The organism is Cyclobacterium salsum (assembly GCF_010119245.1).
GTDB lineage: Bacteria > Bacteroidota > Bacteroidia > Cytophagales > Cyclobacteriaceae > Cyclobacterium > Cyclobacterium salsum.
Genome location: NZ_WNKG01000007.1, coordinates 92,771 through 109,127, shown reverse-complemented (window position 1 = coordinate 109,127; position 16,357 = coordinate 92,771). Strand labels below are relative to the sequence as shown.

12 protein-coding genes are annotated in these 16,357 nt (G+C 45.6%); 7 read left to right on the top strand and 5 right to left on the bottom strand.

The window, feature by feature from the left end; translation table 11 throughout:
• Positions 1–35 precede the first annotated feature (35 nt).
• From GJS45_RS13585 to GJS45_RS13575, 3 genes are all read right to left on the bottom strand, one after another.
• The gene (locus GJS45_RS13585) at positions 36–2,420 is read right to left on the bottom strand and encodes a PAS domain S-box protein (protein WP_162342404.1); all 2,385 of its coding nucleotides are present in this window, start codon (positions 2,418–2,420) and stop codon (positions 36–38) included.
• Positions 2,421–2,584: 164 nt separating this feature from the next.
• Positions 2,585–3,826, bottom strand: coding sequence for a M56 family metallopeptidase (locus tag GJS45_RS23815; protein WP_162342403.1), 1,242 nt, complete (start codon positions 3,824–3,826; stop codon positions 2,585–2,587).
• A complete protein-coding gene (locus GJS45_RS13575) occupies positions 3,823–4,197 on the bottom strand; it encodes a BlaI/MecI/CopY family transcriptional regulator (RefSeq protein ID WP_162342402.1) in 375 nt (124 codons plus the stop codon). Before GJS45_RS13575 ends, GJS45_RS23815 begins: the two co-directional genes overlap by 4 nt.
• A gap of 190 nt (positions 4,198–4,387) precedes the next feature.
• Here GJS45_RS13575 and GJS45_RS13570 point away from each other — a divergent pair, with 190 nt between their 5' ends.
• From GJS45_RS13570 to GJS45_RS13555, 4 genes are all read left to right on the top strand, one after another.
• Positions 4,388–4,843, top strand: a complete 456-nt coding sequence (locus GJS45_RS13570) for a (2Fe-2S)-binding protein (RefSeq protein ID WP_162342401.1) — start codon at positions 4,388–4,390, stop codon at positions 4,841–4,843.
• A 22-nt stretch (positions 4,844–4,865) separates the two neighbouring features.
• Entirely contained in the window at positions 4,866–7,157 is a 2,292-nt protein-coding gene (locus GJS45_RS13565) for a xanthine dehydrogenase family protein molybdopterin-binding subunit (RefSeq protein ID WP_162342400.1), read from the top strand.
• A 750-nt stretch (positions 7,158–7,907) separates the two neighbouring features.
• Complete coding sequence (locus GJS45_RS13560) at positions 7,908–8,648, top strand: SDR family oxidoreductase (RefSeq protein ID WP_162342399.1); 741 nt, start codon at positions 7,908–7,910, stop codon at positions 8,646–8,648.
• Positions 8,649–8,667: 19 nt separating this feature from the next.
• Positions 8,668–10,068: an NAD-dependent succinate-semialdehyde dehydrogenase gene (locus tag GJS45_RS13555; RefSeq protein WP_202928083.1), complete on the top strand. Its 1,401-nt coding sequence runs from the start codon at positions 8,668–8,670 to the stop codon at positions 10,066–10,068.
• Positions 10,069–10,072: 4 nt separating this feature from the next.
• Here the strand turns inward: GJS45_RS13555 and GJS45_RS13550 are convergent, their stop codons facing one another.
• Positions 10,073–10,681: an alpha-ketoglutarate-dependent dioxygenase AlkB family protein gene (locus GJS45_RS13550; RefSeq protein WP_162342398.1), complete on the bottom strand. Its 609-nt coding sequence runs from the start codon at positions 10,679–10,681 to the stop codon at positions 10,073–10,075.
• Positions 10,682–10,927: 246 nt separating this feature from the next.
• On the opposite strand from GJS45_RS13550, the gene GJS45_RS13545 reads away from it, so the two are divergent.
• The 3 genes from GJS45_RS13545 (at position 10,928) to GJS45_RS13535 (ending at position 15,420) form a co-directional block, all read left to right on the top strand.
• Positions 10,928–11,503 (top strand): TetR/AcrR family transcriptional regulator, encoded by a 576-nt coding sequence (locus tag GJS45_RS13545; protein WP_162342397.1) that lies wholly within the window; start codon positions 10,928–10,930, stop codon positions 11,501–11,503.
• A 131-nt stretch (positions 11,504–11,634) separates the two neighbouring features.
• Positions 11,635–11,790, top strand: coding sequence for a hypothetical protein (locus GJS45_RS13540; protein ID WP_162342396.1), 156 nt, complete (start codon positions 11,635–11,637; stop codon positions 11,788–11,790).
• 258 nt (positions 11,791–12,048) lie between these two features.
• Entirely contained in the window at positions 12,049–15,420 is a 3,372-nt protein-coding gene (locus GJS45_RS13535; protein WP_162342395.1) for a DEAD/DEAH box helicase, read from the top strand.
• Positions 15,421–15,484: 64 nt separating this feature from the next.
• Here the strand turns inward: GJS45_RS13535 and GJS45_RS13530 are convergent, their stop codons facing one another.
• Positions 15,485–16,231, bottom strand: coding sequence for a 4'-phosphopantetheinyl transferase family protein (locus tag GJS45_RS13530; protein WP_162342394.1), 747 nt, complete (start codon positions 16,229–16,231; stop codon positions 15,485–15,487).
• Positions 16,232–16,357: the final 126 nt, after the last annotated feature.

Genomic DNA, 16,357 nt, shown 5'->3' with positions numbered 1-16,357 from the left:
GAGGGATATCTTTGATGGTCTCAATAGTTCATCTATCAATCAACCGTCGGTTTCGGCACCGTAAAATGAAACTGACTGCCTTCTCCCGGTGAGGAGGTGACCCAGATTTCACCTCCATGATTTACGACGATTTTCTTGCAGGTAGCCAACCCAAGTCCTGTCCCCTCAAAGGTCTGCTTGTTGTGCAGCCGGTTAAAGGGTTGAAACAACTTTGAAAGATCTTCCGAAGCGATCCCGATGCCATTGTCTTCTATCGTAAAATGGTATTTCTCAAGATCCTGCCGCACTTGAATCCGAACTTCCGGAGTCCTGTCTTTCGGAATAAATTTCAATGCATTTGATATCAGATTTAGAAACAATCGGTAAATAGAATTTTGGTGCCCTTGTAATGGCAAGTCCTGTTGAGGAATTTCAATGCGGGCTCTTTTGGAGGCAATCCTTTTTTCAAGGTCGTTTAATACCGGATCCAGTACTTCCATCAATGAAAATTGCTCCATTCTTTTTAACGCTTGTCCAGCCTTCGAATATTCCAGAATATCCTTGATCATCTGTTGCATTCGGATGGAACCATCCATGGCGAAATGAATGTATTGAAGTCCTTTTTCATCCAGTTGCCCTTCATATTTCTTTTTTATGAGCGAGGTAAACCCCGAAACCATTCGTAAGGGTTCCTGTAAATCGTGAGCGGTAACAGAAGCAAATTGCTCCAGCTCCCTATTGCTATTTGCCAGGAGATCATTTAGCTCCTGTAGTTTGCGCTCCGTCTTTTTGGTTTCTGTGATGTCTATGATGATGGCCACCAAGGCGGGCTGCCCTTCGTAGCGCATTTTTTGCAGGTGAACTTCGACGGGATAGCGGCTTCCGTCTTTTCGTTCATGAACGGTTACAAATACCAGTTTCTCCTTTTGATCGGATAGTAGGGGTTGAAGGAAATCCCGAAATTCCTGTTCTCCAAATTCTGGTTTAATATCGTATGGAGTTAACGTTTGAATTTCTTTTAAGCTATAACCCATATTTAACAATGCCCCCCTGTTGGCGTAGGAAAAGTGAAGGCTATCGGTATCAAAAATGTAAATTTCATTCAGGCTATTTTCCATAATGCTGGCCAGCTGAGATTTTAGTGAACGCGTTCGCAACTGTTCCGTCTGGTCATTTAAAATGGCCATGATGCAGTTTCTTCCTCTATATACCAATTCATGAACAAACAACTCGCCTTGTAACAACTCCCCATTCTTTTTCTGCTGTATGACCGTATCTAGTTTGCTGGCCCCTTCCTTTACTTTTAGTTTGTGGATGGATTCATAAAAGGTGGAAACTTCTTCTTCCCGAAACAGAATACCCATACTGAATCCTAGAATCTCTGATTTTTGGTAGCCATATGTCGTCAGTGCCGCCTGGTTAATTTCCAAAACCTCCAGGGTATCCACATCCAAAAGTATTTTGGGTAGTGGACTTAGCTCGAATAACATGCGGTAATTGCGCTCTGATTCCCTGATTTTGAGTTCGGCTATTTTGCGTTCTGTAATGGTTCTGGCAAAGAAAGCGGCTCCCGTTATTTTTCCGTCCTGGCGAATGGGATGAGCACTAAGTTCTATCCAAATCTCCATGCCGGATTTCAGTTTTTCCGGCCGGCCATAGGTTTCTGTAAAGGATTCCCCCGAGAGTGCCCGGGCAAAAAAAGACTTAAACTGCTGGTGCATGTCTTCCGGAATCTTATCGGGAAAAAGAGCAGGCGATCCCGGAAAAACCTTGGTCCCGATCAATGCTTCCATTTTCTTGGAAAAAGCTTGATTGAAGGCAATTAGCCGCTGATTACAATCAATACTCCAGATGTCATCCGTGGCGGTATTGATAAGCGCATCGTTATTTAACCGGTCCAGCGCCCGCTGCTTTTCCATCTCCCGGTGCAGGCGGTAACTTTGTTGCATCACCCGTTGTTTCTTTCGGCCTTCCAGGAGGGTGATCACCTGGGCAGCTAACAGCTCCAGCGAGCGTACCTGCCCCTTGCCTATCACATCTGGTTTTTGGTCCAGTAGGCACAAGGATCCCAACAGAAAACCATTCGGCGAAATCAGTGGAAACCGTGCAAAAAATCGGAATTCAGTATGTTCCGAAGCAATCTTCACTTTATGTTCCCGGGAGTCTTTTAGGAGAAATGGGGTTTTTGAGTTTTTGAGACCAAGTTGACAAAGCGATGGCATTTCATTGATTTCATCGATCGTCAACCCAAAACTAGCTTTGATAAAACAGGCTGATTGTCCCAGAAAGGATAAGAAGGAAACGGCAGAACCACTGAGTCTGGCCGCTAATTCGGTGAGCGCGTCAAATTCTTTCTCAGGAGGGCCGCCCAATATCGCATAGGAATGCAATACCTCCAATCGCTTTTCTTCATTTCCGGTCCCAAAAATGGATTGATTCATACAAAAAATTCCAAGATATAAACGCTGTCAAACTTCACTAAACCATTTACTTACCCCAGAAGTAAATTTAATGAAATTTTTTGTGAAAAAAAGCTAAAAAATCCCTGGCAGGTAGAAAATTCATTTCTTTCCGCCAGGGAGGGATTAACAACAATCCGTACGCTTTAATTTAATTTAAATCGGATCGGAACCCGCATTTTCACGGGTACTTCTATCCCTTTTTGTTTTCCAGGGGTCCAGGCGGGAGCCTTTCGTAGTACCCGGAGGGCTTCCTGATCCAAACGGTGATCCACTCCGCGTAGCAGTTCCACATCATGGATACTACCTTCCGTATTTACGGTAAATACCGCATAAACGGTTCCTTCAATGCTATCCTTTCGGGCTGCTTCCGGATAGGTGAGGTTTTCACTCAGGAAGGCGTTCCAGCCCTCCATTCCGCCCTCAGGGACGGGCATATCTTCCACTACATTGAATATTTCTCCTTGCATAACGCGCTCGGAAATCTGCTCAGGGCTGGATTGATCCAAACTGGGTTTTTCTTCCTGTGTTTCGCAGGCAAAGAATACAAACAGCAAACCTACTAAAGGCATGGCCAGCGCATAATTGATTCGGGCCATCCGGGGGGATTTTGGTTGATACATCATGTTGAGTCGTTTTTTTAATTGAAATTGATTGAAATTATTAACTAAAGTGCCCTGCTGAACCGGTCGTAGTAAATGCAGCAGCAGGTCGATATAGGCTTCTTTGGGATGTTTTTGGGTCATCAGTTGGTCTACTTGATACTCGTGCAGCTCCATTAAGGCTTTTTCGAAGTACCGGATAAGGGGCAAAAACCAGAAGGTGATTTTTAGCAATTGATACAACAAGACATCCAGGCTATGCAGCAGTGTTCCATGAGCAGCTTCATGGGCAAGGATCCACTCTCGATCTACCTTGTTTTTCTGTTCGGGAGGTAAAAAGATCCAATGGAAAAAAGAAGAGGGTTCAAAATCCGGATGCTCCAGAAGGGTGAAATTTCCCCAGCTAGCTTTCTTAGCGATGACTGCCCGGGTATATAAGGTCCTCAGTCCCCAGCCAAACCGAATAAGAAAAAAGACAAGACCTGACAGGTATACGCTTGAAAACAAAACGCCCAGCGAATACCAGCCACTTGTTACCGTCTGAGGATTCTTTGGAGATAATTCCACTGTAGGTAACTGAAAAGTGAGTATTTCCTGAAAGACTATTGTCTCAGTTAGCAGGGGAATGTTTAAGGCGGGCACGATCCAGGCGATCCCAAAAGCGGTCAATAAATAGGCTCTGTTCCAGACAAAGAAGGTATTTCCCGCCAGAAAAAGCCTGTAAAATAGCCCCATCAAAGCCAGACAGACGCTTCCTTCCCACAAATAATTCAGCAGTGCATTCATGATTCTTTATCTTTTTTGAGTTTTTCAACCATCTCTTCCAATTCATTCAGATCCTTTTCGGAGAGCTTGTTTTCTGCTACCATAAATGACAGCACATTTTTGGCAGACCCCTCAAAGTAGTTCTTTACCATCCGGTTGAAACTCCGGTGTTGGTAAGTCTTTTTGCTGATTACGGGAAAATATTCATGGGTGGTGCCATAGGTCTGGTGATCCAGATACCCTTTCTTCTCCAACTGCTTGATAATAGAGGCCAGGGTAGTGTAGGGAGGTTTGGGCTCCGGATAATGATTCAACACGTCGCGAACCAGCGCTTTTTCCAGTTGCCAAATGATTCCCATTACCTGTTCTTCGTTACTTGTCAATGCTTCCATGGCTTAAAGGTAAAACATATAAATTAGTTTTCCTACGAATACTTCGTAAAAATACGGAATTATCGTATACTCACTGGTTTGCCAGATTCTTTTTCACTAAATGAGTGGAAATAAGAAGAATAGTAGTGAAATGACTACAGGTTTTTCAGAATTTTATTATATTAAAGTTCCTTATCATAAAACAGATGCCATGGAAAAATACCGTCTATCCGTAAATGGAAACATGCAAGAAGTTTCCGCTCCCGAAGACATGCCCCTGCTTTGGGTCATCCGGGACCTGCTATCACTTAAAGGTACCAAGTTTGGTTGTGGACAAGCACTATGTGGTGCCTGCACGGTCCATGTGGACGGCGTAGCCACCCGTTCCTGTAGTCTGCCGGTTTCAGCGGTAGGAGACCGAAAAATAACCACCATCGAAGGCCTTTCGGCCGATGGAGACCATCCCTTGCAAAAGGCCTGGCAGGAGCATGTGGTACCGCAATGCGGGTATTGCCAAACCGGGCAACTAATGAATGCCGCCGCCCTTCTGAATGAAAAGCCCCATCCAAGTGAAACGGAAATTGAGGAGGCCATGGCCGGAAATCTTTGCCGCTGCGGCACCTATAATCGAATCAAGGATGCCATTCTAACCGCATCCAAGTCCTAATCTTACTTTATTTCATCCGCTCATGATACCTAAACTTCCGTTTTTATCGAAAAAAGTTTCTGCCGACAAAAGCAAGCTGTTTATTCCCGGCAGAAGGGACTTTTTGAAACTAAGTTCCCTCATCGGTGGGGGCTTTGTTCTTGGTGTTAATTTCCAATGCTCGGGACCCAAAGGGGAAACGGTAACCTTTGCTCCCAATGCCTACCTTAGTATTGGTACCGATAATACGGTTACCATCATTGCGCACCGTTCCGAGATGGGCACGGGCATCCGGACCACCTTGCCCATGATTGTCGCGGACGAATTGGGTGCGGACTGGAAAGCTGTAAAAATTCAACAGGCCGTGGGTGATGAAGCCACTTACGGCGATCAAAATACAGATGGGTCCTATTCGATTCGCATGTTTTTTGAACCCATGCGGCGGGCCGGGGCCACTGCCCGGCACATGCTCGTGGAAGCAGCCGCCCAAGAATGGAACGTTGAGGCTTCCGGCTGTGATACCCGGGAGGGAATGGTCGTTCATGAGGCCTCTGGCCAAACAGTTCCATTTGGAGAGTTGGTGGAGCTATTACGACAGATGCCGATTCCGGAAGCGGAAAACCTGACCTTGCGTAAGCTGAGTGATTACAAACTGGTAGGTAAGTCGGTACCCATTTACGATGTCAAAGATATTACCGAAGGAAAAGCACTCTTCGGGGCAGACGTGGACCTGCCCGGACAGCAAATCGCGGTTATTCTACGAAGTCCCGTGGTTGGTGGAAAGATCCGTACGTACAATGAAGAAAAAGCCCTACAGGTTTCGGGCGTAAATAAGATTGTTCAAATTTCCGGCAATGGGGTGCACCCGGGACTGAACAAGCCTTTGGAAGGGTTGGCAGTCATTGCAGATAATACCTGGGCCGCTATGAAAGGAAGGGAGGCGCTGGAGGTGGATTGGGAGCTGGGAGAAAATCAGGATTACCAATGTGCGAGTCAAATGGAAGCCATGATCGAAAGCACGCTACAGGAAGGACGCTTGAGAAGGGAAAAGGGAGATGTAAAGCAGGCATTTAGCAGTGGAGGAAGAATATTTGAAAATACCTACCGGGCTCCCTATTATGCCCATGCCACCATCGAACCTCCCACAGCACTGGCAGATTACAAGGAGGATGGAAGCATCGAAATATGGGCTCCAACCCAACACCCCCAATGGGCCCGGGATTCGGTGGCAGAAGCCCTGGAAATAGATGTTTCCAAGGTACGGGTAAATGTGACCCTACTGGGAGGAGGTTTTGGAAGGAAGTCAAAGCCGGACTACGTGGTGGAGGCTGCCTTGCTATCCAAAGCCATACAAAAGCCGGTAAGGGTACAATGGACCCGAGAAGATGATATTCACCACGATTTTTATCATTCGCACAGTGCCCAGCGGATCAAGGCAGGTCTGGATGCTACCGGCAAATTATCCGCCTGGAATCACCATACCGTTTTTCCGGCCATTGGCGGAACCTCCAGTGCCGATGAATTGCACCCCTCCGATGGAGAAATGGGATTGGGATGTACGGATTTTCCCTACGAGGTGCCCAATATCCGGATCGAATCCCATGAGGCCAAGGCCCATACCAGGGTTGGCTGGCTGCGCTCGGTAAGTAACATACACCATGCCTTTGCTATCTGCAGCATGTTGGATGAAATCGCTGAGGAGCAGGGAATGGATCCCGTGGCCTATGTACTTTCGCTGTTAGGGGAAGACCGAAAACTTGCTTTTAGCGAAGAAATGAAAGGAGCCTATCCCAATTACGGTGAGGCGATAGAAGAATACCCCTGGGATACTGCCCGAATGAAAAAGGTGATCGAGCGCGTGGCGCAAGAGGCCGGATGGGGCAGCGCGGAAAAGGAAGGGAAAACCCTCGGTTTTGCAGCTCACAAGAGCTTTCTTACCTATGTGGCTTGCATCGTCGAAGTAGCCGAAGATGAATCCGGAAAGCTGATCATTCCGGAGGTGCATTATGCCGTGGATTGCGGGATCCCTGTCAATACCGACCGGATCCGCTCCCAATTTGAAGGAGGCGCACAATTTGCCACCAGCCTGGCCCTTTCTTCGGCCATTCAATTTGAAAATGGGAGGGTCATTCAAAATAATTTTGATGGCTACCAGATCATTCGCATGCCCCAGGCCCCGAAAAAGATTTTCACGCACATCATAGAAAGCACCGAAAAGCCAACCGGTGTGGGCGAACCTCCGGTTCCCCCCTTTATCCCGGCCTTGTGCAATGCTTTGTATAAATTAAAAGGGAAGCGGATTTATGAATTGCCGGTTAAGGAAGTTTTTGTTTGAAAAAACTACGACAAAAGTAAGCGATGGCTGGTTTATAGACACAACAATATTGGATTGAACGCACAGTTGACGATCCCAAAAACCCACTGGGGATGTCAGACTACCAGATCATAAATCGGACAGCCTGACACTAACAGTGGGTTTTTGGTCTTGTTTGCCAGTCCGTTCCTTCAAAAAGAAGAGATGGCTTACAGGAGCAAGTGTTCGTTTATAAGCATGCGGGAGCCTAAGATATTGGTAATTGTAATGATCACCGGGACAAGGAACTGTGCCAATTGGCATTCTTTGTTAGGGCTCAGCTCCTTTTTGTAGGTGCATTTCTGTGGTTTCCTTTCAATCCCTGGGAAGCCTTTCAACGATTCAGCTCTTTCTCCGATTACTTTTCTAATTCTTTTTGACTTCGAAAGCTTGCAGGGAGTTAATCAATCCTAAATTTTACTTCTCTAAGACTATATCGTTTAGAAAGCTTCTTCAGAAAGGCATATGCAATCAGAACTTGCATTAATCACCAATCCAGATCCCGAATAACGGTTTTCAGAAGTATGGGTAAGTAAATAAACCAAAGGCCTGAGCATTTTGGTCTGATAAATGAGTAGTGTCATAAAATCCCCATTTTTCTCATCCCACCCCATAGATAGGTAACTGTAAGCGTAAAAATGTCCCTGTGACAGCTTTGTAAAGCGATAGATCTTCCGGCTTAATCTTTGGCTAGCTTATGGTAAATTCAATAACTCCCCAAAAGAATAAAAGATGGACTTGAAAAACAAAGTAGTAATCATAACAGGAGCTTCCAGTGGAATAGGGAAAGCTACGGCGACTAAATTAGCAAAGGAAGGTGCCGCTGTGGTATTGTGTGCCCGCAGTGAAAATGAACTAAATAAATTAAAAGATAAGATTGTATCCGATGGCGGGAAGGCATTGGTTGTAAAAACGGATGTTACAAAACCAGCTGAATTTGGAGAAGCCGTTTCTCAAACGCTGGCTGAGTACGGATCCATTGATGTATTGATCAATAATGCGGGACTGATGCCCCTCTCGTTCGTCGAAAAACTCAAGACCGATGAGTGGGAGAAGATGGTAGATGTCAACATTAAAGGCGTACTCAACGGAGTAGCAGCCGTATTGCCGACCATGCGCACGAATAAAAGCGGTCATATTATCAACATATCCTCCTCGGCAGCACACAATTACTTCCCCGGTGGGGCAATCTACTGTGCTACTAAGGTAGCGGTAAAAATGTTTTCGGAGGGCTTGAGAAAGGAGTTGGCACCCCTGTACGGTATAAACGTGACCTCCATAGAGCCAGGGGCTGTGAATACAAACTTGTTTGAAACCATCACGGACGATGACATTAAGGAAAAACTGAAGGGTATGAAGGAGATGACCACTCTTGAGGCGGAAGATATCGCCAATGCCATTTTCTACGCCTTAAATCAGCCCGACAGAGTCAATATCAACGATGTGTACCTGATGCCGACAGAACAAGGATAAAAAGTATAAATCTAAAAAAATGGAACATACGATGCGTGAAATAGAAACAATAGAAACCATTAATCCTACAACAGGGGAAATGCTCGATCACTACGAATACATGAGCAACGAAGAGGTAGAAGAGGCCATTTCAAAATGCCACCAAGCCTTCCTAACGTGGAGGGAAGTCCCCGTCGAGGAACGTGCTGAACGGATCAAAGCGATCGGAAAAGCCTTGCTCGGTGCCAAGGAAGAGTTGGCGCAATTGATGACGGATGAGATGGGGAAGACGCTAATTCAAAGCCGGCAAGAAGTGGATTTATGCGCTGCCATTTGTAAATATACGGCTGAGATTGGACCAAATGAGCTGAAAACCGAGGAGCGTGACATGGTCAATGGAAGCAAGGGACGCGTCTCATATGCCCCTATCGGGGTGGTATACGGTATTCAGCCCTGGAATTATCCAAGTTACCAGGTGGTGCGGTATTCGATAGCCGGCCTGATGGCAGGTAACGCTGTGTTATTAAAGCACGCTTCAAACGTAACCGGATCGGGTAAACTGCTGGAGCGTATATACAAAAACGCTGGCATCCCGCAGGGCCTGTTTACCACATTAGTAATCAATCACGATCAGTCGGATGCGGTGATTAAAAATAAATGGGTGCGAGGCGTAACCCTCACAGGTAGTCCCGGTGCAGGACGAAAGATCGGGCAAACAGCCACCGCTGAGTTGAAAAAAACGGTGTTGGAATTGGGTAGCAACGATGCCTACCTGGTCTTTGATGATGCCGATATCGACCTGGCGGTAAAGGCCTGTGTGAAGGGCCGTATTTACAATAACGGTGAAACCTGTATTGCTGCGAAGCGCTTTATCGTAACCGCAAAGGTCTACGAGGAATTCCGGGAGAAATTCGTGAAGGCCATGAGTGAAGTAAAAACGGGTGATCCGAATGAGGAAAGCACCCAATTGGGCCCCATGGCACGCCAGGATCTCCGCAAAGAGTTGCATGAACAGGTGGTGAATAGCGTCGAAAATGGAGCCAAAATCGCCTGCGGAGGGAAAATTCCCGATGGAAACGGATTCTTTTATCCCGCCACGGTGTTGGAAAACGTCCAGCCGGGACAGGCTGCTTACGAGGATGAACTATTTGGCCCGGTAGCTGCATTGATCAAAGCCAAAGATAACGAAGATGCCATGCGCATTGCCAACGACAGCCGCTTCGGATTGGGCGGAGGGATTTTCTCCAAAGATGAAGCCGCGGCCATCGAAATGGCAGAGAAGCACTTTGACACGGGAATGGTGTTTATCAATACCTTTGGTTTGGCTGATCCTGCCATGCCATTCGGTGGGGTTAAAAATTCTGGCTATGGCCGTGAACACGGTGGATTCGGACTAAAGGAATTCGTAAACATTAAGGCCGTTCTGAAAAGGCAGCAATAATTTGCTACTGATTAATATACCTAAACGTGAGGTTAATCCTTGGCTCCAGTACCTTCTTGGTTGGCGGCAGGCGATGGAGCCAATGGTCTTGGGTGGTGCCTTTCATGAGCAAAAGGCTCCCATGTTTAAGATATAGGGAGACCGTTTCCTTGCTTTCCTTGTGTTTAAAGGCAAATTTCCGATCTGCACCCAGGCTGATAGAGGCAATGGCACCGTGTTTTTTCAGGTCCTTTTCTCCATCACTGTGCCAGGCCATTCCTTCTGCTCCCGAATGATAAAGATTCAGCAGGCAGGAATTATACGTTTCCCGGGTGCTCTGCTCGGTAATCCCTTTGATCTCCAAGAGCTCTTTCGTCCAGGGAAGGGCTCTTTTAGTGATATTGGAATAGGTGTATTCAAATTCCTGATCCCCGTACCAGGCCACCTTTCGTTTGGTCACGATTTTTTTTCCAAAAAGAACTGCCTCATCATTTTTCCAGGCGATGGTATCCCACAAAGCCTTAAAATAACCATCGGCTTTCACTCCGGGGATCACCTTGCCATGATAGTACACCTGCCCGTCTTGCGGTAATACGTTTTTGGAAGGATAAGCCGGATCGTCAAATAGATTCATCCGGCCAAAGTAAGGAAATTTTCATTTCCACTTTAATCCCGTACGGGCAAATTAAAAAATTGAGCGGTAGAATAGCCGGTTTAAATTCAACCCGGAAGAAAACAGCGGATTCTCTGGGAACAGACCAAATAGAAATATAATATGCATATAGTGCCTAAAAAGCTCAAAAAATTGCATTCAAGTTTTGGAATGAACATTCCAAAATTATATATTTATCGGGAATTCCTTATTATACCCCATTTACCGATGCCCAGGATAAAATCTTTTGATGAAACAGAAACCTTGGAAAGGGCGATGGAATTGTTTTGGAAAAAGGGGTACCATTCCACCTCCGTGCAGGATCTGGTCGATCACCTGGGAATCAACCGCGCCAGCCTGTATGATACCTACAAAGGAAAGAAAGACCTGTTTATGCGGGCATTTGAAAATTACAGGGAGACCACCAAAAATACGTATTACGAGTTATTGTATGCACAGCCGAATGTCATGGAAGGATTTAGAAAGCTGTTTGAACATGTGGTACGTGAGAATACGGATCGCAGGGGTTGCTTTTTAGTGAATATCACCACCGAATTGGTCCCGGAAGATAGCGAGATGAAAGCGATGCTGCGGGAAAATCAGATCCAATTTGAGAAGTTGTTTTTTGATTACCTGAAGTCCGGAGAGGTGATGGGCGAAATTGCCAGAGGCAAAGACCTAAAAGCCTTTGCTAACCTGCTATTTACGCTTTACAATGGGGTGCAGGTCATCTCCAAAATAGAATCCGCCCCCTCCAGGCAATTGGCAGCGGTGGAGGTGGTGTTACAGCTTTTGGAAGATTAGTAATAGACCTTACAGATTTCATCCGTGAATTTTTCTTAAACTATAAACTTAGCATTCTAAATCCAAGGTTTTCCGCTGCAAATAATTTTTACGCTTAGAAAAGAAATTTAATTTTGACTTTATTTTAGCGTATGAGTCTACCATTTCTACACAAGAGTCAGCTTGACAAACTAAAGTCGTTCGTTAATCCGGTTTTGCTCAACAGAGGGTACACCCTTTTTTCCGATAAAAAAGTGGAATTCGTCTATTATAACCCTGCGGACGAAACCTATTTTTTTGAAGTGTAGGGAAATTTGGAGCCGTATTATTCCGTACGAATCTGTCTTGAATATACAGCGCTCAACGAATTTTTTTCCAGCAAGAGTGATAACCCATTTTCTGGTAATGTTGACCAAAATCCTGTGGATTGTATTTGTCCCTATTTTGCAGAAAATCGTCAGTGTAAACATATTGCAGCGGCAATTTATTTTCTAGCGTTGACCAAAGGAGTCGATTACAGGAAAGATAAACCTACCGGATTACAAATCCCGGAACCGAAGCCGTTTGTGAAAACGAAGCGGGAGAAAGAGGACCTATCCTTTCCCATAAAAATTGCCTGTTCGGAAAATGAAATACCCCAATTGGGAAAAAAAATCGATTGTGAACCGGGTAAATTTATTTATGAAAACCTGTACAGAGCCGATCTGTCAGATAGTGAAATTTCCTATGTTGTTGATATCAATGGGCAGCGTCATTTGTTACGTGTTGGCTTTGATGGGCAACAGGTCATCATTGAGGGTGATTATCAGCGAAAATTCCTGGTTCGTACGGGGTTGGAGTGGCTCAAAAAACGGTTCAGACAGCCGGATTTGGGGGACCTTCAGTACCTGACCCCCGGGCAGCGAAAGAAAGCGGCTGAGGAGAAATTGGCCAAATGGGGATTGCAGGAACAGGTAGCCGAGCCCCTGACGGCTTTTGAGTTTTTGTTTTCGGAAGGGGAATTAGGCATGTTTCCGGCCGGACCGATCCGGGGACTCTATAACATCGATGCCCTTTCTCAATGGTTTAAAAAAGAAGGAATACGCACCCAGAAAAAAGCAGAGCAACTCCTGCCGGAGGTTAATGATTCCGAATTGGGCCAATACAATCCGGGATTGGCCTTTGTATTAACCCACGATAGAAATATTCACAGTGTTTTTGCTTTCATGGCCAAAGGAAGTAAAAACAGGCCGGAGGAATTATCGGTAAAGTTCACCAAAATAGAGGATCCCTTTGATCCCAGGCTGGCAAATAATGAAGGGATGGATCGGATCCTAATCGCAATAGACAAAATAAATCAAGCGATCTCTAAAAAGAAAACCGAAAAATTGGGTGTCCTTTTCAAGGAATTTCTGACGGCAATGGAGGGCTATTCCCTATTCAACTATCAGGCTCCCGTCTACGAGTATCAGAAAGGGAGGATAAAAAAGAAACATTTTGGAGCACCTTTGCAAGTAAAGTCTGCCAGGCTCACGATGAGGATCCGTAGATCTGGGAGCATCTATGAGGTGGCGCCCATTATCCGGACGGAAGCGAACAGCATTGAATTGGAAACCGCAAAAAATAAGTTGATCATCACCCCTGCTTTTGTCATATGGGAGGGCCGCCAATTGCTGGTTTTTCAGAACCAGAAGGCCTTGGATACCCTAAAACCTTTGCTCCATTACCCTGTCTTCCATTTTTTGGAAAAGGATGTGGAGGAATATATCCACAAAATAATAGTACCCCTGTCAAATAACCTTGAAATCATGGACGAATCTGGCCTTTTCAACGAATCCGACCGTAGCCCTTTGCTACAAAAGCAATTGTATGTGTCAGAACTCAGCGGATTGGTGATTTTTCGCCCGGCTATCAAATATGGACCGCAGGCATTTTCGAATCCTCTGGAGGGCAACAGCATCATAGATGCCGAGAGTAAAACCCTTTACCTGAGAGACGAAGATGTGGAAGACGATTTCCTGGCATTTCTCAGATCTCTGCATCCCAATTTTGGAAGAGGGGGTAACCAGGGGTTTTTTCACCTGACGCACGATAGCTTTATGGAAAACCTTTGGTTTATGAAAGCTTTTGAAATCCTGAAGGAGAACCAGGTGACGGTATTTGGGTTGGAAAACATCAAAATAAAAAAATATTCCCTTTTCCCCCCAACCGTAAACATGGAATTCCGTTCCAGCCAGGACTGGTTTGAACTCAAGGCAGCCGTCGCTTTCGGAAATAATAAGGTCAAATTAAAAGACATCAAGAGGGCTTTGGATCGGGACAGAAATTACGTAGAATTGACAGACGGGACCATCGGCATTTTACCTGAAGAGTGGGTTCGGAAGTTTAGCCGCCTATTTCGCAGCGGCGAAACCGATAAAGACCAACTCAACATCTCTAAAACCCAATTTAATTTGATGGATGAGGTGGAAGAACTTCACAATTTTCCGGAGATCCTTGCGGAAATTGAAGAAAAGAAGGAAAAGTTAAAGCAGTTTTCCAGCATCAAATCGACCCGCATTCCGAAGCAACTAAAGGCTGAGCTCAGACCGTATCAAAAAGTAGGTCTCAATTGGCTTAACTTCCTGAGAGAATACCATTGGGGTGGCATCCTGGCGGATGACATGGGCTTGGGGAAAACGCTCCAGCTCATTACCCTGATCTGTAAGTTAACTTCCAAAAAAGGGACGAAGGTGCTTGTGGTAGCCCCCACCACGCTGCTGTTTAATTGGAAGGATGAATTAGAAAAGTTTGCTCCTCATCTGGATTATTTCATCCACCATGGCAACCGCTATGATCAGGTCGAAGCGCTCCAGAAGCATCAGGTTTTGTTGACCAGTTATGGATTGGTGATCAATGATCTGGAATTGTTACAACAATTGGAATTTGATCTGATCATTGCGGATGAGTCCCAAGCCATCAAAAACACGCAGTCCCGGCGCTACAAAGCCATCACCAGGCTAAAGGGCAAGGTTAGAATCGCCCTTACCGGAACGCCCATCGAAAACGGGTTGGCGGAGCTTTATGCCCAAATGAACTTTGTCAATCCAGGGTTTTTTCATTCGTTTAAGGCGTTTAAGGAAAGCTACCTGGATCCGTTAAAAAAGGGAGATGGGGCTATCCAGGATGAATTGCGGAAAAAAATCGACCCCTTTGTCCTGAGAAGAACCAAAAAAGAAGTGCTCAAAGAGCTGCCGGATAAAACCGAGGAATACCTCTACTGTGAAATGGAGCCACTCCAGCGCAGAGTATACGATGCCTACCGAAATGAATACAGAGACTACCTGCTGAAAAAGTTTGAGGAAGAGGGGGCCGAACAGTCAAAAATGTACGTGTTGGAGGGTTTGACGCGATTGCGACAGGTGTGTGATGCTACCAAATTGGTTTCCCATACTGAGGAAATGGAAAGCTCTGCAAAAATTGATTTACTATTGGAGCACGTCAAAGAAAAGACGGGGGATCATAAATTGTTGGTATTTAGTCAGTTTGTAAAGATGCTGGATATCGTGCAGGAAAAATTAAAGGAGAACCACATACCCTATACCTATCTGGACGGCAAGACCAGCCTGAAAGAGCGGGAGTCCCGGGTGAACCAATTCCAGGAGGATCCCTCTAAGCGAGTATTTTTGATCAGCCTCAAAGCGGGAGGAACCGGCCTTAATCTTACCGCTGCTGATTACGTGTACATTCTAGACCCCTGGTGGAATCCAGCGGTAGAAAACCAGGCCATAGACCGCTGTTACCGGATGGGACAGGAGAAGCACGTGATAGCTTACCGCATGATATGCAAAGACACGGTGGAAGAAAAAATCGTGAAACTCCAGGAATCAAAAAGCAAGCTGGCCGCAGAAGTTATCGCAGAGGGAGATAGTTTTTTGGGAGCCCTGGACGGGGATACCATGCTGGCACTGTTTGATTGAAAACAGATGGCATCCAAACGCAGGACACCAGCCTGATTTTTTAGGTTTTTAGGTCCCGGGTACGTTAACCAAAAGGTAAGGAATCCCAATTTAAAAATCGTGGTTGATGCTCTTTTGAGGGAAGGGCAAGACTTACACAGTGGTTTGAATTCATGATAAAACTTCGAATGTCCCATTGTTCGTACGGTATTTTTTCGGAAAAATAGAATTGTTGAAGGCCATCCAGTAGACAGTATTCACTCAATTGGTCGGTGATTCCCTGCCCGATCCCTTTGAGCAATGCCTCCTTCCGAGTCCATATCTTATAAAAAGAGTGAACAGGTATGGGAGATTTTTCGATAAATTCGATTTCTGAGGGTGAAAAAATGCTGGGAAGCAGTTCTTGATAGGCAAAGCGCGAATCTAGCGGTTCAATGTCGATGCCCACTTCACAATCAGCAAGCGCAATAACCACCCAATCGCCCGCATGACTGATGTTAAAATGAAAATGGTCCCTTCCGATGAGGAAAGGCTTGTTAAACCGGTTTTTACCAAACCGAATCTTTTTTTGTCGATCGTTCAGGTAGCACTGTATTAGTTTACGGAGAAATCCTTTCCCCAATAGCTGCCTGATTCGGTCTTGTTTTTGCAGGTACCGATCGGCTTGATGGATTTCCTGATCCGTCAGCAGTTCTTTTAGATGTTCAACTACATGATCGGGCGAAGAAAGGGGAATCCGCCAGATATCAAGGAAATTACCGTTTGGGGAACGTTCATATTCCTTCCAGTTCGGAGGGCTTATTTCTTCACAAAAGACCCTGATTTGCGGCATGGATATGGGTTTGCTGGATTGGAATTTTGGGAAATATAGGTAATTTTATTTTCGTAGCGAATTTACCACCTGGTAGGATCATCGGGAGCGCGATCCAGGTCATCAGGTACCCCGTCTCCTTCCCAG